This is a genomic window from Bifidobacterium intestinale, from assembly GCF_023656765.1.
In the GTDB taxonomy this organism is placed as follows: Bacteria; Actinomycetota; Actinomycetes; order Actinomycetales; family Bifidobacteriaceae; genus Bifidobacterium; species Bifidobacterium hominis.
Window position 1 is genome coordinate 181,614 of sequence record NZ_JAMOKR010000003.1, and the last position, 15,953, is coordinate 197,566.

Annotated in this window: 23 protein-coding genes and 1 tRNA gene; 23 read left to right on the top strand and 1 reads right to left on the bottom strand. The window is 63.3% G+C overall.

What is annotated here, in order from left to right; translation table 11 throughout:
• Positions 1-32: 32 nt before the first annotated feature.
• The 3 genes from NBH13_RS05440 to NBH13_RS05450 all read left to right on the top strand — a co-directional run bounded on the left by NBH13_RS05440 (position 33) and on the right by NBH13_RS05450 (position 946).
• Positions 33-109: transfer RNA gene (locus NBH13_RS05440), tRNA-Met, on the top strand.
• Positions 110-506: 397 nt separating this feature from the next.
• A complete protein-coding gene (locus NBH13_RS05445) occupies positions 507-749 on the top strand; it encodes a helix-turn-helix domain-containing protein (RefSeq protein ID WP_011068447.1) in 243 nt (80 codons plus the stop codon).
• Positions 746-946, top strand: coding sequence for a hypothetical protein (locus tag NBH13_RS05450; protein WP_250779210.1), 201 nt, complete (start codon positions 746-748; stop codon positions 944-946). The genes NBH13_RS05445 and NBH13_RS05450 overlap by 4 nt, the downstream gene beginning before the upstream one ends.
• Here the strand turns inward: NBH13_RS05450 and NBH13_RS05455 are convergent.
• Positions 939-1,535, bottom strand: a complete 597-nt coding sequence (locus NBH13_RS05455; RefSeq protein ID WP_164928253.1) for a hypothetical protein — start codon at positions 1,533-1,535, stop codon at positions 939-941. The two genes, NBH13_RS05450 and NBH13_RS05455, sit on opposite strands and share 8 nt — an antisense overlap.
• 29 nt (positions 1,536-1,564) lie before the next feature.
• Between NBH13_RS05455 and NBH13_RS05460 the strand changes: the two genes are divergently transcribed.
• The 20 genes from NBH13_RS05460 (at position 1,565) to NBH13_RS05550 (ending at position 15,952) form a co-directional block, all read left to right on the top strand.
• Entirely contained in the window at positions 1,565-1,774 is a 210-nt protein-coding gene (locus tag NBH13_RS05460; RefSeq protein ID WP_019727779.1) for a hypothetical protein, read from the top strand.
• Positions 1,758-1,904 carry a hypothetical protein gene (locus NBH13_RS05465; RefSeq protein ID WP_019727778.1) on the top strand — a complete coding sequence of 49 codons (147 nt, stop codon included), beginning with the start codon at positions 1,758-1,760 and terminating at the stop codon, positions 1,902-1,904. The genes NBH13_RS05460 and NBH13_RS05465 overlap by 17 nt, the downstream gene beginning before the upstream one ends.
• Positions 1,888-2,082 carry a hypothetical protein gene (locus tag NBH13_RS05470; protein ID WP_164928198.1) on the top strand — a complete coding sequence of 65 codons (195 nt, stop codon included), beginning with the start codon at positions 1,888-1,890 and terminating at the stop codon, positions 2,080-2,082. Before NBH13_RS05465 ends, NBH13_RS05470 begins: the two co-directional genes overlap by 17 nt.
• A 468-nt stretch (positions 2,083-2,550) precedes the next feature.
• On the top strand, positions 2,551-2,910 hold the full coding sequence (locus NBH13_RS05475) for a hypothetical protein (protein WP_188015987.1): 360 nt from the start codon (positions 2,551-2,553) through the stop codon (positions 2,908-2,910).
• Complete coding sequence (locus NBH13_RS08730; protein WP_082249121.1) at positions 2,892-3,098, top strand: helix-turn-helix domain-containing protein; 207 nt, start codon at positions 2,892-2,894, stop codon at positions 3,096-3,098. Before NBH13_RS05475 ends, NBH13_RS08730 begins: the two co-directional genes overlap by 19 nt.
• A gap of 2 nt (positions 3,099-3,100) precedes the next feature.
• Entirely contained in the window at positions 3,101-3,820 is a 720-nt protein-coding gene (locus NBH13_RS05480; RefSeq protein ID WP_250779211.1) for an HNH endonuclease, read from the top strand.
• A gap of 167 nt (positions 3,821-3,987) precedes the next feature.
• Entirely contained in the window at positions 3,988-4,299 is a 312-nt protein-coding gene (locus NBH13_RS05485; RefSeq protein ID WP_250779212.1) for a hypothetical protein, read from the top strand.
• Entirely contained in the window at positions 4,289-5,728 is a 1,440-nt protein-coding gene (locus tag NBH13_RS05490) for a terminase large subunit domain-containing protein (RefSeq protein WP_250779213.1), read from the top strand. Before NBH13_RS05485 ends, NBH13_RS05490 begins: the two co-directional genes overlap by 11 nt.
• Before the next feature lie 91 nt (positions 5,729-5,819).
• A complete protein-coding gene (locus tag NBH13_RS05495; protein ID WP_250779214.1) occupies positions 5,820-6,953 on the top strand; it encodes a phage portal protein in 1,134 nt (377 codons plus the stop codon).
• Positions 6,950-8,557, top strand: coding sequence for an HK97 family phage prohead protease (locus tag NBH13_RS05500; RefSeq protein ID WP_250779215.1), 1,608 nt, complete (start codon positions 6,950-6,952; stop codon positions 8,555-8,557). Before NBH13_RS05495 ends, NBH13_RS05500 begins: the two co-directional genes overlap by 4 nt.
• 2 nt (positions 8,558-8,559) lie before the next feature.
• Positions 8,560-8,892 carry a hypothetical protein gene (locus NBH13_RS05505; protein WP_250779216.1) on the top strand — a complete coding sequence of 111 codons (333 nt, stop codon included), beginning with the start codon at positions 8,560-8,562 and terminating at the stop codon, positions 8,890-8,892.
• Complete coding sequence (locus NBH13_RS05510) at positions 8,892-9,269, top strand: hypothetical protein (RefSeq protein ID WP_250779217.1); 378 nt, start codon at positions 8,892-8,894, stop codon at positions 9,267-9,269. Before NBH13_RS05505 ends, NBH13_RS05510 begins: the two co-directional genes overlap by 1 nt.
• Before the next feature lie 10 nt (positions 9,270-9,279).
• On the top strand, positions 9,280-9,702 hold the full coding sequence (locus NBH13_RS05515) for a hypothetical protein (protein ID WP_250779218.1): 423 nt from the start codon (positions 9,280-9,282) through the stop codon (positions 9,700-9,702).
• The gene (locus NBH13_RS05520) at positions 9,699-10,085 is read left to right on the top strand and encodes an HK97 gp10 family phage protein (protein ID WP_250779219.1); all 387 of its coding nucleotides are present in this window, start codon (positions 9,699-9,701) and stop codon (positions 10,083-10,085) included. Before NBH13_RS05515 ends, NBH13_RS05520 begins: the two co-directional genes overlap by 4 nt.
• Before the next feature lie 3 nt (positions 10,086-10,088).
• Positions 10,089-10,370, top strand: a complete 282-nt coding sequence (locus NBH13_RS05525; RefSeq protein WP_250779220.1) for a hypothetical protein — start codon at positions 10,089-10,091, stop codon at positions 10,368-10,370.
• Between the two features lie 162 nt (positions 10,371-10,532).
• A complete protein-coding gene (locus NBH13_RS05530; protein ID WP_250779221.1) occupies positions 10,533-12,614 on the top strand; it encodes a tape measure protein in 2,082 nt (693 codons plus the stop codon).
• Entirely contained in the window at positions 12,614-14,143 is a 1,530-nt protein-coding gene (locus NBH13_RS05535) for a hypothetical protein (protein WP_242667628.1), read from the top strand. Before NBH13_RS05530 ends, NBH13_RS05535 begins: the two co-directional genes overlap by 1 nt.
• Positions 14,140-14,844, top strand: a complete 705-nt coding sequence (locus NBH13_RS05540; protein ID WP_117799505.1) for a hypothetical protein — start codon at positions 14,140-14,142, stop codon at positions 14,842-14,844. Before NBH13_RS05535 ends, NBH13_RS05540 begins: the two co-directional genes overlap by 4 nt.
• Positions 14,841-15,083 (top strand): hypothetical protein, encoded by a 243-nt coding sequence (locus NBH13_RS05545; RefSeq protein ID WP_250779222.1) that lies wholly within the window; start codon positions 14,841-14,843, stop codon positions 15,081-15,083. Before NBH13_RS05540 ends, NBH13_RS05545 begins: the two co-directional genes overlap by 4 nt.
• Positions 15,084-15,097: 14 nt before the next feature.
• Positions 15,098-15,952, top strand: coding sequence for an N-acetylmuramoyl-L-alanine amidase (locus NBH13_RS05550; protein WP_007051509.1), 855 nt, complete (start codon positions 15,098-15,100; stop codon positions 15,950-15,952).
• Position 15,953 lies beyond the last annotated feature (1 nt).

Below are 15,953 nucleotides of genomic sequence, written 5' to 3' on the forward strand. Positions count from 1 at the left end.
AAGTTAATAGAGCTGTCTTAAAGACAAGCCGACGCGGGGTGGAGCAGCTCGGTAGCTCGCTGGGCTCATAACCCAGAGGTCCATGGTTCAAATCCATGCCCCGCTACCAATTGACCGCCGTTCCCGGAATCATCCGGGACGGCGGTTTTTTGCATTTGCAGGACTTTTGCCGCCGTCAAATTAACGTCAGTAAGATCGTTAAGCGTTACGCCAAGATAATTCGCAACTTTCACCATGTCGTCAAAGGTCCACGGATAGCCAATCTTGAGCATGCGCGAGAACGACTGCGGAAACTTGCCAAGAATCGCCGCCACATCCTTCTTGGGGATATGACGGACAGAAATAATCATGTTGATGTTCGTTATAGCCACATCGCCGGCCGCCATGCTGGCGGTGCTGGGCATTGTTATTGTTGCTGTCATAGGTTCCATATTAAACACAGTTGTTTAACTTTGCAACACGCCGAGAATTGCCAAACATGCACATTGGGCTGTAATACTTAACATGTGAGTTTAGCTAAGAACGTCAGAGTTACAGCAAATGTGCGATACTTACTCCGGCAAAACCGAGTTACGCAGCGCGACCTTGCTGCCGCTCTCGGTATGCATGAGCAGACCTTTTCCAACAAAATGTGCGGCACGCGACCGTTCACCTTGCGCGACTTGACCCGCATTGCTGATTTCTTCGATGTGAGCGTCGATTTCCTTCTTGGTCGTTCTGATTATGCGAAACCGTTGGAGGTGGCGTGATGGCTGGCGTGGAACGTGTGGCGGTGCATGTAAGCCGTCTGGCGCATTGTCCCGCCGTGTTCTTCGTTGAGTTCTCGCGTGCCGGTTCGGTGGGGAACCTCGTTGTTCCTCTGGATCGTTCCGAGGCCGAAGCGTTGCGCGACGAGCTTGGCGAAGCGCTGTCGGGCCGGATTACGGAGGCCCCGGATGTTAGTTGATGGTTTTAATGATCTCCACGGGTTCAGGGCATCCGTCCCAGACGATGGTGAATTTGATGGGGTAATGGGCTTTGCCGTCCCCGTCCTCCACGTGTCCGTCAAAGAACGCGGTGCCGCCTTGTTGACGCTCCTCTCGCAGTTTCGGCAGTCCAATGTTGAAGAAGTGGACGTCGGGCAGCCCCCATGGTTCGCTATCGGTTCTTCCGAGATAGTTGTTCCATGTGTTCGTGTAGGTTCCCTCGACCGCTTCGGCAAACACGGAGATGTTGCGCGCGGGGCCTCCGATGTTGGTAAGGACGAAGCGCGACCCGCTTTCGTCGATGTCGATTCTGAACTTGGGCGGCATGGGTGGCTTGCGAGTTGCCGGCGTTGTTGCTGGAAACATGGCGTCTATTTCGTCATTCGTGATTGGCGTCGCAGGCCCTTCCGCTGGTGTTTCCTTCCGGGACGCTTTGCTAACGAGGCCAATAAGTTTTTTGACGATGAACGCGCCCGCCCCACCGATGATTGTCAATATTGCGCAAATCGCCATGACCCAGTTCGGGTCACCCATGTCGATGTTTTGAAACCAATTCGTAATTCCATTCATGACGTTCAATCTACAACCGGAGGTGTCTCGTGCCGTATCTGAAGCCTGAGTCCACCAGCGACACGTTTGACGTGTTTTGCAGGGTGACCGATGGTGGCAATCCTTATCGTTTCCATGTCCTCGCGGACATCCGTGGGCAGTTGTTGGACGTGGATGGGTTGTCGATGGGTGAGTTGGTGACGGTCAATCGTGAGATTGCCAGGGCCATCAGGGAGGCGAAGCATGCGCGCCATCTGTAGGACCGTGCTACGTGGCCTGTGCGTCGTGGCTGTGTTGCCGTCGGTGCTGCTGGCGGTTGGTTTGTGCGCGTTCTGGCGGTGGCTGTGGGACGACGATGACGAGAGGAGTCGGTATGGGTACGGCTACTAGGGTCTGCGTGGATAATTACGAGGCCTATCCGGGTATCTTCCGTGTGTCGTTCGACTCCGGTGATGTTCGCGCGGCGGTGGTGCTGACCCGCCCGCAGTTGGAGCAGTTGCGCTCGTGCGTGACTGATTCGTTGGCTCATGACGATGCGGTGCGGCGAAGACGCGGCGGCGATCTGTGACGGCTTGCGCCGTCGATAACCGAATATGCCTTTGACCACGCCGACCGTCGGTTGCGTGCGAGGCGTGATGAAGCACCCGGCCGCGCCTTGCCCAGCGCGTTACAAACACACCACGTGTGGCGTGGTGGTTGAAGCGTCCCTAGCGGGGAGGCGTGCGGGTTGCAGCTAAACGCACGTGTCGTGTTCCCAGGGACGAAAGCGGCACCATCGGCCCCATGCGTGGGGTGGCACGTGCGTTGACCTTCGTCGCGGCCTTGCGCCGCTGACCATATGCGACGGCCTTGGCTCCATGCCGAAATGCTTCACATGTGGGAACCCTTCGGGAAGAACGGGAATCAGGAACCTTCTTGATTCTTGTTTTCCCGCCTTATGGTTCCCCGCTCTAACCTTCCACCATCCGAAATTCATTGATTCCATCGATTACAGGACTTACCCACTTAACCGCCTACGAGCTGATTGGAGAACATCATGGGTTATGCAGTTGATTACGTGCCGACAAGGGAACGAAGGAAGATTAAGAAGAAGTACCGCCGTGAGCATGTGACCAGCAAGGCGGTCAGGGCTCGGGATATGAGGAACGCGGTTCGGTGGAATCTGCCGACGCTAGAACATGATACGACCGGTACCGCTACTGTCGATCGTTCCATCGTCATCAATCTGCTTCGTTTGGACCGTATCAGCCCGACCGCCGACCCTACCGGGGACCATGCGATGCAGCAGCTGGTCAGCGAGGGCATTGTGCCCAAGCCTTTTCGCATCGCCGGTAACTACGGGTTCGACCGCGACGACCTGATCACGTCGCTCAAGGCATGGGTTGGTCTGCTGTGAACCCGCGCGTGAAACTCACCGTCAGCCAGGCCGCAAGGTATCTGCATGTGTCGCGGCGCACGATGCAGCGGATGCGGGACCAGGGCACGGGGCCGGCGTACTTCCGAAGCGGCGAGGCCCCGAACTCCCCGATCCTGTACGAGCTGGCCGACCTTGACATGTGGCTCGCCGCACGGAAGGAGCGATAGCCATGGGCAGAAGGCAGGTCATCGACCCGTGCGTGCGCGCCGAGGTCATCGCCACATACGGCAACACCTGTTGGCTGGGGTTGCCGGGATGCACCGTGGTGGGCGAGGAGGACGACCACATCGTGCCCCACTCACACGGCGGCAAAGCGACCGTGGCCAACATCCGCCGCGCCTGCAAGCACTGCAACGCCAGCCGACAGGACCGCGTGCTGTACGGTTACGGCGCAAGGATGCACATAATCGTGTGCCCGCCGGGTTGCGACGCGACAGCGCTGGACTACATCACCGAACACAGCAGAAGCACGGACCCAGTGGTGGCCTACTCGTATCTGGCCGACGCGATGGGCGTGGCCGAGACCGAATCGCGCGCCGAGCGCGTGGCCGTGGGCATGGCATGGAGCGCCGCGTACCGCAGCTTCACCACATGCGCGGAACCGTTGGACGTGTGGTGCGTGCGCACGTTCCCGTCCAGCCGCCGGCACCCGCGGATGCTGGACGAGTGGCTGGCACTGGACTACGACATACACGTGATGGATGTGGACTACGCCGAGGCATGGGACCATGCGGTCACCGAGGACGAGCGCGTGCTGGTGCGCCGATGGTACTCGCTGCATCTCTCGCAGGCGCTGGTGGATGCAAGGCAGGCCGCCCGACGGGCCCGTCTCACGGCCTTGGGCCTTCGCTCCGACGCCGCCAGCGTCGCGGCGCGGCCTGAGTGGTGAACGCGGTTTTTTAAACTCGCCGGCCTCGACCAAGACCCCGCGCCCAGTTTTTTCTCCCCCCAACCCAAGAATAAAAAAAGCCGGAAAACGTTGGAATATCAACGTTTTCCGGGTATCGCTCTTCAAAAACACAAGATACACCGTTTTATGATTGGAGCAAACAACGCATGATGCTCGACGGATTCGACGAGGACACCGGCCGGAACATCGGCCCGCAGGAGCAGGCCACGCGCCGCATCGTCAAGGACTTGGAGGACTCGCACCCGGAATACGACCCCATCCGCGATGGTCTTTGCCAGGCCATGCTCTCACTTGCGGCCAACATCGACAGCCAGAACCGGTCGGGCCGTGAAATCAGCCGCAACATGGCGCAGTACATCGACGCCCTGTGGAAGATTCGCGACATGTATCCCGCCGAGGTCGTCGCGGACGACGACGTGGAGGCCGCGTGGTCGGGAGGTGCCGGCGATGCTGATTAGGGGCGGCACCCGGCGCGACGAGACGCGCAGGACGTTGGGGCCGCGATTGGCGGGCATCGCGGCGATGATGGGCACGCCGCTGATCCCGTGGCAACGCTACGTGGCGGACGTGGCCTGCGAGATAGACGAAGACACCGGCACCTTCCATTACGACACCGTCGTGATCAGCACGCCGCGCCAGTGCGGCAAGTCGGCGCTGGTGGACTCGTCGGACACGTTCAACGCATCCCTTGGCCGCCGCCGGCGCATTGCCTACGCAGCGCAGACCGGCAAGGACGCCGAGGACCATTTCAAGGAGTACGCCGAACTGATGCAGGGCACGCGCCTGATGCAGAAGGTCCGTAAGTTCCGGTTCTCCAACGGCGGCATGAGCGTGAGCTTCACGAACGGCAGCACGATAAGCCCCATGGCCATGACCAAGATAGCCGGCCATGGCAAGCAGATGGACAAGGTCACCATCGATGAGGCGTTCTCGCTGACGAAGGAGGCCGGGGACACCATCATGGACGCCATAATACCGACCATGAACACTCGTCTGATGCGCACAGGGGTGGCCGCGCAACGGTGGATAACCTCGACCGAGGGCAACGCCGACAGCACCTATTTCAACCCGCTGCTGGACGGTTTGCGCGCCGGGGACGTGCCCGAACGCACCTGCTGGTTCGATTTCGGGATACCCGAGGACGCCGACCCCGAGGACCTGGACGTGGTCATGCGCTACCATCCCGCCGCCGGCTACCTGTGGTACAAGCCCCAGTTGCGCGACTTCCGCGAGGGGTTCGGCGACAACGTGGCCGGTTGGGCTCGCGCGTTCGGCAACAGGCGCGACACCGGCGTTTCCGACAGGGTGATAGCGGCCGACCTGTGGGAGACCACCGCCGTCGCGCCGATCAAGCCCGCCGAGCTCGACGGCCGGCCCATCGTGTTCGCGGCCGCCGTGGACGTGGACGCCACCAACACCAGCGTGAGCGTCGGCATCGTCAACCAGGACGGTACCGTCACCACCCAACTGCTCAAGGTGCTGGCCGGCACCGGCAACGCCCCCGACGAGATAACCCGTTTGTGCACCGACTACGCGGCACCGCTCGTGATGGACACGCGCGGCCCCAACGCCGACCTGCGCGACCGGCTCGCATCGCTCACCGACAGCTACGGCGACCAGCTCGTGAGGTTCGTGGAACTCTCCGCCGCCGACTACCTCGCGGTCGGCCAGGCCTACGTTTCCGGCTTGCAGAACCACACCGTGACCCACACGCTCGACACGGAACTGGACATGAGCGTGGCCAAAAGCGCGCGCACGTGGAGCGGCGACGCATGGCGCATCACCCGCCGTGGCTCCACCGGCCTCACGTCGCCGCTCGAAAGCTGCATGTTGGCCGCATGGGGAGCGACCCACCAGCCCGAGGAGACCACGCCGTTCATAGTCTGATGGCACCGCTTGGCGCTGCTTGGCTTCGCTTGGCTTCGCTTGGCTTCACGGTGCTGGACGGCCCGCCGCCTTCGGCCCCATTCTTGTGGGCATGAACGAACGACTTGGATTCTGGCGCAGGCTCAAGCTCGCGGGCGGCATCGTCACCCGTGGCGCGGCCGCGCTCGACGACGTGCCCGACGGCATCCTGCCCCCGGCCCGCCGCGCGGAATGCGACCCGCTCACCCTGTCCACCGTGTTCCGTGGCGTGCAGGTGTTGCAGACAGCCATCACCGGCCTGCCGATCAACGAGACCCGCAACGGCATCAAGCTCGATACCGTCAGCGCTCTCGTCCAGCGCCCCGACATCAACCGTTCACGCCGTGACTTCCTCGCCGACATGGTGGCCTCGATGGTCCTCGACGGCAACGCCTTCGTCCGCCTGGTGAGATACGGCGGCGAGATCGTGACCTGCGAGGTGCTGCCCCCGCAGCTCGTGACCGTCAGCGACGACGGCCACGACCCCGCGAGCCCGCGCCTGCGCTACGGCTACCTCGGCCGCGACTACACGCCCGACGACATCGTGCACTGCAAGTTCCTCAACGTGCCCGGACGGCTCAGGGGCTTGGGACCCATCGGCGCGGCCCGCGAAGAGGTCGAATCCGCGCAGATGGCCCGCGACTACAAGGCCAAGTTCTACACCGATTCCAGCAACATCAAAGGCTATGTGACCACCGAGCAGAAGGTCAGCCTTCCCACGTTGAAGGCGTTGAAGGACGACTGGGGCAAGGACGGCCAGGCCGGCCAGGTGCGCTTCGTCTCCGATGGCCTGAAATACGTGCCCTTGGACCTCAAGCCCGCCGATTTGCAGTTTCTGGAGACCCAGAAGTTCGACACGACACAGATCGCGCGACTGCTCGGCATCCCCGCGTCCATCATGCTCGCGGCCGTCGATGGCAGCAACCTGACCTACCAGAACATTGAACAAAGCTGGATCGAGTTCGCCGACTACACGCTGGCCGCCTACGCGGGCGAGATCGAGGAACTGTTCAACCGTCTTCTGCCGCGCGGCCGCGAGGCGCGGTTCGACTGGGATTCGAGCGGCCGCACGAACACCAGCGAACGGTACGCGGCCTACGCCAGCGCTTTGGAACACCAGTGGATGACCGTGGACGAGGTGCGCGCCGACCGGGGACTGGCCCCGTTGGCATCCACGCCGGAACCAGTGAAGGAGAACCAACAGTGAACGACAGACTGATGGAACGGCGCATGCTCGACGTGCGCGGCATCCAGGTAAGGGACGCGGAAGACGGGGACGGCAGCATCCTGACCGGCATCGCCGTGCCGTTCAACACCAGGTACGCCCTGTGGGGCGACTACGCCGAGGTGTTCGACCCGGACACCGACTTCGGCTCGCGCGACAGCGTGAAAATCAGCCGCCAGCACGGCGAGCTCATCGGCCGCGTCACCAGCATGGACGCCGAGGCGGACGGACTGCACATCACCGCGAAGCTCGCCGGCACCCAGGCCGCGCGCGAGGCCATCCAACTCGTGCGCGAAGGCGTCTACGACGGGTTCAGCGTCGGCTTCATCCCCGTGGACAACCGCGAGGTGGCAGCCGACGACGGCGTCACCGAGGTGCATCGACGCAAGGTCGATCTGTTCGAGGTGGCCGTCACCGGCATCCCCGCGTATCCGAACGCGGTCATCACCGGCCAGCGCGAACAAGCCCACGAAAACATGTCCGAAACCGGAAGCAACCAAACCGACAACCAGAAGGAGAACCACATGGACGAGGAACTGCGCGCCATGCTCGACGGCATCCAGGAGGAACAGCGTGGCATGAAGGCCGCGCTGGCCAAGGGCGCGGCACCCGAACGCAAGACGATGGGCGGCGAATACCGCAACGCGGGCGAATACCTGCGCGCCCTCGTGGACGGCGACGAAGCGGCCGTGAACCTGTACCGCGAAGGCCGCGACCTGATCGTGACCGGCGACACCGGCAACACCAGCACCTGGATCGCGGACGACCTGCGACTGATCGAACAGCGCCGCAAGGTCATGGGCATCCTCACCCACGACAGCCTGCCCTCCACCGGCATGAGCATGGAATACAACGTCGTGGAGACCGACACCACCAGCGTCACGGCGCAGGCCAAGGAAGGCGACACGCTCGCGTTCGGCAAGGTGTCGTTCGGCACGAAGGTGACCACCGTGGGCACCTACGGCGGCTACACCACCCTGTCGCGCCAGACCATCGAACGCTCGACCACGCCCATGCTCAACACCGCGCTGAAGGCCCTGCGCAACGCCTACGCGAAAGCTACCGAGAACAAGGTCCGCCAGTTCCTCTACGACACCATCGCCACCCAGCGCGACGCATCCACTGACCCCAACAAACTCGACGCGCCCGCCGCATTGAACGCCATGACCATCGACCAGTGGGCCGGCCTCATCATCGACGCCGCCGAGATCGCCGACGACCGCAACGTCAACCTGACCCGCCTCGGCGTCAGCAAGGACGTGATGAAGGCGCTCGTGGCCCTCAAGGACTCCGGCAGCCGCTTCTTCGACCTGAGCGGCGACGGCAGCGACACGCTGGGCGACTTCGACCTGACCGGCATCGCCGGCCGCTTCCTGCGCCTGCCCGTGCAGATGCTGCCCGCCGCGCCGGCCGGCACCGCCTGCTTCATCGACCCCGAGGCCGTGACCGTCTGGGAATCCGGCGGCCCCACCCAGCTGTCCGCCACCGACCCGACCAAGATCACCGACAGCTACAGCGTGTACGGCTACCTCGCCGTCGCCGCCACCCTGCCCACGGGCCTGATCCCCATCAAGTTCGCGGCCTGACCATGGCGGACGAGACCAGCGAACTCGTGGCCCTGCTGCGCGACGAGGTGAACATGCCAGCCGGCGACGACGAACGTCTGAAAGCGAAGATACGGACCGCGACCACCTACGTGGACGCCGCCATCGCCGGCCAGAAATGCCCCGACGACGTGCGCCGCGACTGCATCGTGTCGTGCGCGGCCGACCTGTACAACAGCAGGGACGCGCGCTTCGGCGTGATGAGCGTCGCCGATTCGACGCTCGAACCGTTCCGCGTGTCCACCGACCCGCTTCGCAGCGTGTACCCCAAACTCAACGCCGTGGGCGTCATGGCCGGCAGTCTGGCGGCGGCATGATGAGCAGCCTCGTTATCCAGGAACGCGACGCGCTCATCCGCTTGCTCGAAGACTGCCTGGGCGACCTCGTGCAGATCGTCACGGCCGACGAACAGAAGGCCAGACCACTGCCGAACAAGGTGGCCGTCTTCATCGAACCGCCCGAACTCGCCTACAAGAAGTGGGGCAACGAGCCCGACATCACGTGGAGGCTCGACATAATCGCCGGCACCATGGCCACCCAGGCCCCCGCGTTGGAACTCGTCATGCGGGCCATCGACCTCATGGCCGAACACGAGCTCAACATCCAGGCGGCACGGCCCGTGACCCTCAGCCTCGCCGGCTCGGGAGACCTCGCCGCCTACCAGCTCACACTCAACCCATTGGAAATCATCTGAAAGGAACATCATGGCAAGCAAGGTGCGCACACTCGGCCCCGGCTCGTTCAACATCACCGACGAGAAGTCGGGCCGCGACTTCAGCGCCGACCTGACCAAGGCGCAGCTCAACCCATCCAACTCGTCCGACGACCCCACCACCTATCTGGACGGATCGCAGGAGGCCAACACATCCACCACATGGACGATGGAAGGCACCATCGGCGACGACTTCAGCACCGATGGCCTGAGCGTGTGGTGCTTCGACCACGCCAACGAGACCCTGCCGTTCGAGTTCGTGCCCAACAAGACCGGGGCCATCAAATGGACCGGCGACGTGACCGTGACCCCCGTGGCCGTCGGCGGCGACGTGAAATCGAAGAACACCAACGACTTCAGCTTCCCCGTCACGAACCTCAAGCACACCACCTACACGGCCCCGGTCAGCGCATGAACACCGGCAAGGCCCTGATGGTCGTCGGCCAGAAACGCTTCGTCGCCACAATGCGCAAGGCCGGCGCCGACCTGGACGAACTCAAGGGCGTGAACCGCGAAGCGGCCGAAATCGCCCTCCCCGCCGTGCAGGCCCTCGCCCCCGTCGGCAAGACCGGCAGACTCTCGAAATCACTGCGTGCCGGCGCGACCAAAAAGGCCGGCGTGATCCGCGCGGGCCGCAAGGCCGTGCCCTACGCCGGCCCCGTCAACTACGGGTGGCCCGGCCACCACATCAAACCACGCCTGTATGTGAACAACGGCGTGGCCCGAAGCGAAAACGCCTGGATGAAACCATACGAGGCGTTCGTGGAGAAAACCATGAAACAAGTCAAAGGAGCATAAGCCATGTTGAAGAAGACCGCGACTATCGGCTACCAGGACGGCCACGAGGACACCGTGATCCTCACCGCCCGCGCCCAATGCCAGGCCGAGGAACACGCCCAGACCAACGGGTGGGGGCCCGTGGAGAACTGCAAAATCCGGTTCGTCTACTACTTCGCCTACAGCGCCGCACGCCAGCAGGGCAAGACCAAACTCCCCTACGAACAGTGGCTCGACAGCATCATCGACGTGGTGGTCAACACGCCCGACGACACGGAGGACGCGCAGCTGGACCCTACGAACTAGCCGCGTGGCCCGACGATTCGCTCGGCCAGCTCAGCTTCATCCTCGCCCGCCGCTTCGGCGGCACCCCGTGGCAATGGAGGAACGAGGCCAGCGAACTCGACTGGGGCACCGGCATACGCCTGTTGACCGAGGAAATGGAACGAGCCGAAAAGGAGGTGGACAATGGCGGGGCATAGCGCCATCATGTCCGTGCGCATCACGGGCAACGCGGACGACGCCGTGAAGGCGTTCGAGAAGGCGACCGGCAAGGCCGCCGCGTTCGGCAGCTTCATGGGCGGCGCGGCCCTGAAGGGCGTGACCGCCCTGTGGGGCACGCTCAAGAACTTCAGCGGCGCGGTCGTCGAGATGAGCGACTCGACCGACAAGTTCAAGAACACCATGAGCTTCGCCGGCCTCGACACCAGCGCCGTGGAGGCCGCCACCAAAGCCACCCGCAAATACGCGGCCAGCACCGTGTACGACCTCACTACAATCCAGAACACCACCGCCCAGCTCGCCGCCAACGGCATCGACAACTACACCGAACTGACCGAAGCGGCCGGCAGCCTCAACGCCGTGGCCGGCGGCAACAGCGACACCTTCAAATCAGTGGCGATGATGCTCACCCAGACCGCCGGCGCGGGCAAGTTGACGACGGAGAACTGGAACCAGCTGGCCGACGCCATCCCGGGAGCCTCGGGCAAACTCCAAGAAGCCATGCTCGCCAACGGCGCGTACACCGGCAACTTCAGGGACGCTATGGCCAAAGGCGAAATCACCGCCGACGAGTTCAACCAGGCGCTGATCCAGCTCGGCATGAGCGACGTGGCCAAGGAGGCCGCCACCAGCATCAAGACCATCGAAGGCGCGATGGGCAACCTCGAAGCGTCCGTGGTCGGCGGACTCACCGACGCCTTCGACCTCGTGAAACCCGCCGTGACCTCCGCCATGGGCGTCGCCGCCGAGAAGATCACGGCGTTCAGCGGCAAGGCCACAACCGGCCTGAAGGGCGTAATAACCCTCGTCAAGGACGGCAACTTCAGCGCGGAACTGCGCGAGGCGTTCAACATCGAGGAAGACAGCCCGATAACCGACTTCCTGCTCACCGTGCGCGACACCGCCGCCAACACGTTCGACACCGCGAAAACAGCCGTGACGGACTTCATGACCGCGTTCAACGACACGGGCCCGGTGCAGACCGCCAGCGACATCTTCGGCTACGTGTGGGAGACCTGCAAAAGCCTCGCCGGAGCCGGCGCCGACCTCATCGGCCAGTTCACGCCCCTGCTCGACTCGATGGGCGGCGCGGCCGGAGCGGGCACCGCGTTGGGCGACGCTTTCAACGGCGCAGCCGGCATCGTGGGCGACGTGGCCGACAAACTCACCGCGTTCAGCGACTGGGTGAGCGCGAACGCGGAACCCATCAGCGCCGCCCTGGTCGGCATCGGCACCGGCTTCGCCGTGTTCCAAGCCGCATCCATCATCACCGCCGTCTCAACGGCCTTGGAGGGATTCAGCATCGCAAGCACCGTCGCCGCCGCCAAACAATGGCTGCTGAACGCCGCCATGAACGCCAACCCGATCATGCTCGTCATCACGCTCATAGCCTCGCTCGTGGCCGGTTTAATCTACTTCTTCACCCAAACCGAGACCGGCCGGCAGATATGGAGCAACTTCACCAGCTTCATCGGCGCGTGCGTGAACAACATCATCGGATTCTTCCAATCACTGCCCGGCAGGATAGGCGCGTTCTTCTCCAGCGCCGCCCAGTTCGCGCAGAACACGTGGAACAACGTGGTCAGCTGGTTCAGCGGACTGCCCGGCCGCATCCTGTCCGCCATCGGCAATGTTGGACGGCTGCTGTGGAACGCGGGCTCAAGCATCATCGAGGGTTTCCTCGACGGTCTGAAATCCGCGTGGAACAACGTGACCGGGTTCATCGGCGGCATCGCCGACTGGATCGCGGAGCACAAGGGCCCCGCCGCCTACGACAAGGTGCTGCTGGTGAAAAACGGCCGCCTCATCATGCAGGGCCTCGCCAAAGGCCTCGGCCTCGGCTTCGACACCGACGTGCGCCGCGCCATCGGCAACATCAACGGCCGCCTGTCCAACGTCGTGTTCAACGGCGGTACCACCGCCGGCAGTCAGGCGGCCAGTACGGCCACCGTTTTCAACGTCACGTTCAACGCGCCCGTGGACCGCGAGGGCGTGGCACGCGAAATCAGGAAGATTCTCCGCGACTACGACCGGAAGCGAGGCAACTGATGGCGCAGCAGTGTTTCATGTTCCTCGACTGGGGCGACGGCTGGGTTGCCGTCAACGACCACGACAACGACGTGGCCGCATTGGACGGCTTCAGCATCCAGTGGGGCACCGACGGCATCGACCAGCAGCCCGAACCGTCCGTGATGACGTTCCGGCTGCGCGACTCGACCGGCTGGCTCACCGGCCGCGCCCTCGCCCTGGCCGGCGCGCGCGTGCTCGTGCAGATCTCGGCACAACCCACATGGGGCATGCTCAGCGACGACATGGGCGCATGGTCGGCGCAGCGCATGCGTTTGGACGCGATGCACCAGGCGTACACGCCCGGCAACCCGTCCGGCAAGTCCAGCACGGCGACGACATTGTTCGACGGACTGGTGCAGAACGGCGGCGAAACCCGGCCCCACGGCGACGGCTGGCTACTGGAACTCAGCGCCTCCAGCCGCATGATCCTGTGGAAAAGAATGCAGAAACAAGGGCCCATCTCGTCCGACGCACGCTACACGGGCCTGCACTGGGTCGGCACCATGGCCGAACGATTGACGGAGCTCAACCGACGTGCCGGGGAGGCGGACGCGCCGCAGGCCAACGCCAACGGTCTCCCCATCACCGCATCCGTGGCACCCTACCGGACCGACGACTACCCGTCACAGCTCGCCCTGCTCCACCGTCTCTACGCGCACTCACGAATGTGGCCGCTGTGGTATGAATACCCCGACCGCGACGCGAGCCGCATCGACTACATGCCGTTCGGCGCGCCCGCCAGCATCGGCATCGACGACACAGCCCGACTTACCGTGACCGACTGGACGGGCGAGACGCTGGACGGCCTGGACGCCGCCGACGTCATCACCGACGACGAACAATCATTGACGATCCCGGAACCCGTCACCCAGTTCGTTATTCAGGGCAAGACAGCGAAAGCGTCCGACGGCGCGCTTGAGTTCGACCAGCACGAAACTGCTTTGACGGACATGGGCCGGCTGCCGGCGAACCTGAAGGCCACGCAATCCAGCGTCACCGTTGAGGCCGACGTGGTGACGGCCGACGAGTCGGGCGGCGTATGGGGCCGCGCGGGCGGCAGCGTGTGGGCCCCGACCGACGCGGATCGTGACGCGTTCGCCCGACTGCTCGTCACCATCGACCGGCGGTTACGGCCGGCAACGGTGGTGTTCGACGGCCGCAAGCTGGACCCGGCCACGCACGCGCGCCTGTATCTCACCGCCAGTTCCGGGCCGCTCGTCATCCAGGGCGCCACGTCGTCACGTCTCACCGGCGACGACGGCATACCCGCCACGGGCGGCGCGTGGGCGACCATCGGCGGCACGCTCACCTACCAGTGGTCGAGCGGGCGGCCGTTGCTCCGCAACGAGGTCACGTTATGGCCGTTGCCCGTCAAGACCGATACCGCGACCACGTGGGCGGATATGGGTGCATGGCCCGTCACATGGGACATGTGCCGGTTCACACTAGCCGAGCTCGCGTTAATTCGACAATTCTCACAACCAACACAGGAAGGATCACAAGGATGAAGACCACAAGCGTGTACGGCATCCCCTATATCGAGGCCGATGACCTCGTATCGTCCGCCCCCACACAGTTCCGACAGACGGCAGAAGGCGTCGAAAAGGTCTTGCGCGAAATCGACGCGCGAGCGACCCCCGAAGGCGTATCGCCAGTGACTGCAACCACGCTGGAGACATTGGAGTCACTGGAAGGCGTGAATGGACAATCAGGCGTGGTCACCGGTGACACCATGCAACGCAATGGTCTGTACTACCGTCTTGGCGACGCCTGGCACCCCGTGGAGATTCGACAGAAACGCACGTGGGGCTGCCGGTTCAAAAGATCCGCGAACGACCTCATCCTGAACAACGGCGACACATACATGATGTTCTCCAACGTGACCGGAAGCGCCGACATCAAGACGACTGCCAATAGCAAGGGCGCGTATGCGATTCTGCCGGCCGGCCGATGGCTGGTCAAAGAATACATGCAGTTCTCCGGTATCGCAGACATGACATGGCTAAGCATCGGGGTGGCGACGGTAGGAGGCGCCTCGTCACTGCTCCCGAGTGCGGCGGAATCAAGCACCTCTGGTAATGCGTTCAGCGCAATTGAGTGTGTGACCGTCATCGAATCCGACGGCACCGGCGGAATCCAGGTCTCGTTCCACTCCAACAACAGCGGCATAATGCGCGTGGCCGGCTATCTCAACGTGGTGGAGCTATGAGCGAGGAAGTAATCGTGTCGGTGGCCGGCGTCGCCGGCGTGGTGCTGGGCGCGATTATCCAGACCGTAGCAACCGCCTCGCGCGACCGGTTGGAGGCGTACCGGCTCGCGCAACAGATGCAGACCGACAATTCCCTGTTGTGGCAATGGAACCGTGCTCTCGTGGATCACATATACCGGCGAGCACCGCCACCACCGCCTGAGCCACCGGAAGGGCTTTTCGAGCATCGAGACGATTGAAAGGAGACAAATGAATGGTCAATAGCACATGGATAGGCAGCCCCAACCACTACGCGGGACGCAACGGCTACGAGGTCACGCACATCACCCTGCACATCATGGTAGGCCGTCTCGCCGGCACCGACGCGACGTTTCAGAATCCGGTGCGCCAGGCGTCCAGCACATACGGCATCGGCTCCACGGGCCTGATCCACCAGTATGTGCGAGAAACTGACGCGCCGTGGACCGACAGCAACTATGCGTCGAACTGCCAGACCATCAGCATCGAGCACGAAGGCGGCATGGCCGGCGTCCCCTGCACCAAGGCGTGCATGGACGCTAGCGCCGCCTTGTGCGCGGACATCGCGCGCCGATACGGCTGGCCGCGCCTATGGCACGACGGGCTAAAAGGCAACGTGTGGTTGCACCGAGAGATACCAGGCAGCGATCACGCAGGATGTCCCGACCGGGCCGCGAATGGTCTGGACGTGGATTATGTAATCAACAAAGCAAACCAACTTTTGACAGGAGCAGGAACAGTGAGTGCGCAAGACCTTTACGAGACCAAGGGCAACGACGGCCGCAATCTCTTCGATGGAATCATCCAGACCCGGAACGAGCTCAAGGACCGGGCCGCCGACGCGTTGATCCAGACCAAGGGCAACGACGGCCGCAACGTGTTGGATAGCGTCATCCAGGCGCGTTACGACATAGCCGACCTCAAAACCCAGCTGACGGCGCAGACCGCCGCGATCGAGGCGCTTAGCAAGGCGCTGGGAGCGAACCCGGCCGACATATCCAAGATCGTCGCGGACGCCGTGCGCGCGAAGCTGGACTCGCTGGAAATCAGCGTGACCGCCACCGACAAGACCACCGAAAAGGAAGGATAGC

What these genes read in the sequence shown, in the direction of transcription:
- NBH13_RS05455 (WP_164928253.1), bottom strand. Translation starts at nt 1,535, where the DNA reads ATGAATGGAATTACGAATTGGTTTCAAAACATCGACATGGGTGACCCG.
- NBH13_RS05465 (WP_019727778.1), top strand. Translation starts at nt 1,758, where the DNA reads ATGCGCGCCATCTGTAGGACCGTGCTACGTGGCCTGTGCGTCGTGGCT.
- NBH13_RS05470 (WP_164928198.1), top strand. Translation starts at nt 1,888, where the DNA reads ATGGGTACGGCTACTAGGGTCTGCGTGGATAATTACGAGGCCTATCCG.
- NBH13_RS05475 (WP_188015987.1), top strand. Translation starts at nt 2,551, where the DNA reads ATGGGTTATGCAGTTGATTACGTGCCGACAAGGGAACGAAGGAAGATT.
- NBH13_RS08730 (WP_082249121.1), top strand. Translation starts at nt 2,892, where the DNA reads ATGGGTTGGTCTGCTGTGAACCCGCGCGTGAAACTCACCGTCAGCCAG.
- NBH13_RS05480 (WP_250779211.1), top strand. Translation starts at nt 3,101, where the DNA reads ATGGGCAGAAGGCAGGTCATCGACCCGTGCGTGCGCGCCGAGGTCATC.
- NBH13_RS05485 (WP_250779212.1), top strand. Translation starts at nt 3,988, where the DNA reads ATGATGCTCGACGGATTCGACGAGGACACCGGCCGGAACATCGGCCCG.
- NBH13_RS05490 (WP_250779213.1), top strand. Translation starts at nt 4,289, where the DNA reads ATGCTGATTAGGGGCGGCACCCGGCGCGACGAGACGCGCAGGACGTTG.
- NBH13_RS05495 (WP_250779214.1), top strand. Translation starts at nt 5,820, where the DNA reads ATGAACGAACGACTTGGATTCTGGCGCAGGCTCAAGCTCGCGGGCGGC.
- NBH13_RS05505 (WP_250779216.1), top strand. Translation starts at nt 8,560, where the DNA reads ATGGCGGACGAGACCAGCGAACTCGTGGCCCTGCTGCGCGACGAGGTG.
- NBH13_RS05510 (WP_250779217.1), top strand. Translation starts at nt 8,892, where the DNA reads ATGAGCAGCCTCGTTATCCAGGAACGCGACGCGCTCATCCGCTTGCTC.
- NBH13_RS05515 (WP_250779218.1), top strand. Translation starts at nt 9,280, where the DNA reads ATGGCAAGCAAGGTGCGCACACTCGGCCCCGGCTCGTTCAACATCACC.
- NBH13_RS05520 (WP_250779219.1), top strand. Translation starts at nt 9,699, where the DNA reads ATGAACACCGGCAAGGCCCTGATGGTCGTCGGCCAGAAACGCTTCGTC.
- NBH13_RS05525 (WP_250779220.1), top strand. Translation starts at nt 10,089, where the DNA reads ATGTTGAAGAAGACCGCGACTATCGGCTACCAGGACGGCCACGAGGAC.
- NBH13_RS05530 (WP_250779221.1), top strand. Translation starts at nt 10,533, where the DNA reads ATGGCGGGGCATAGCGCCATCATGTCCGTGCGCATCACGGGCAACGCG.
- NBH13_RS05535 (WP_242667628.1), top strand. Translation starts at nt 12,614, where the DNA reads ATGGCGCAGCAGTGTTTCATGTTCCTCGACTGGGGCGACGGCTGGGTT.
- NBH13_RS05540 (WP_117799505.1), top strand. Translation starts at nt 14,140, where the DNA reads ATGAAGACCACAAGCGTGTACGGCATCCCCTATATCGAGGCCGATGAC.
- NBH13_RS05545 (WP_250779222.1), top strand. Translation starts at nt 14,841, where the DNA reads ATGAGCGAGGAAGTAATCGTGTCGGTGGCCGGCGTCGCCGGCGTGGTG.
- NBH13_RS05550 (WP_007051509.1), top strand. Translation starts at nt 15,098, where the DNA reads ATGGTCAATAGCACATGGATAGGCAGCCCCAACCACTACGCGGGACGC.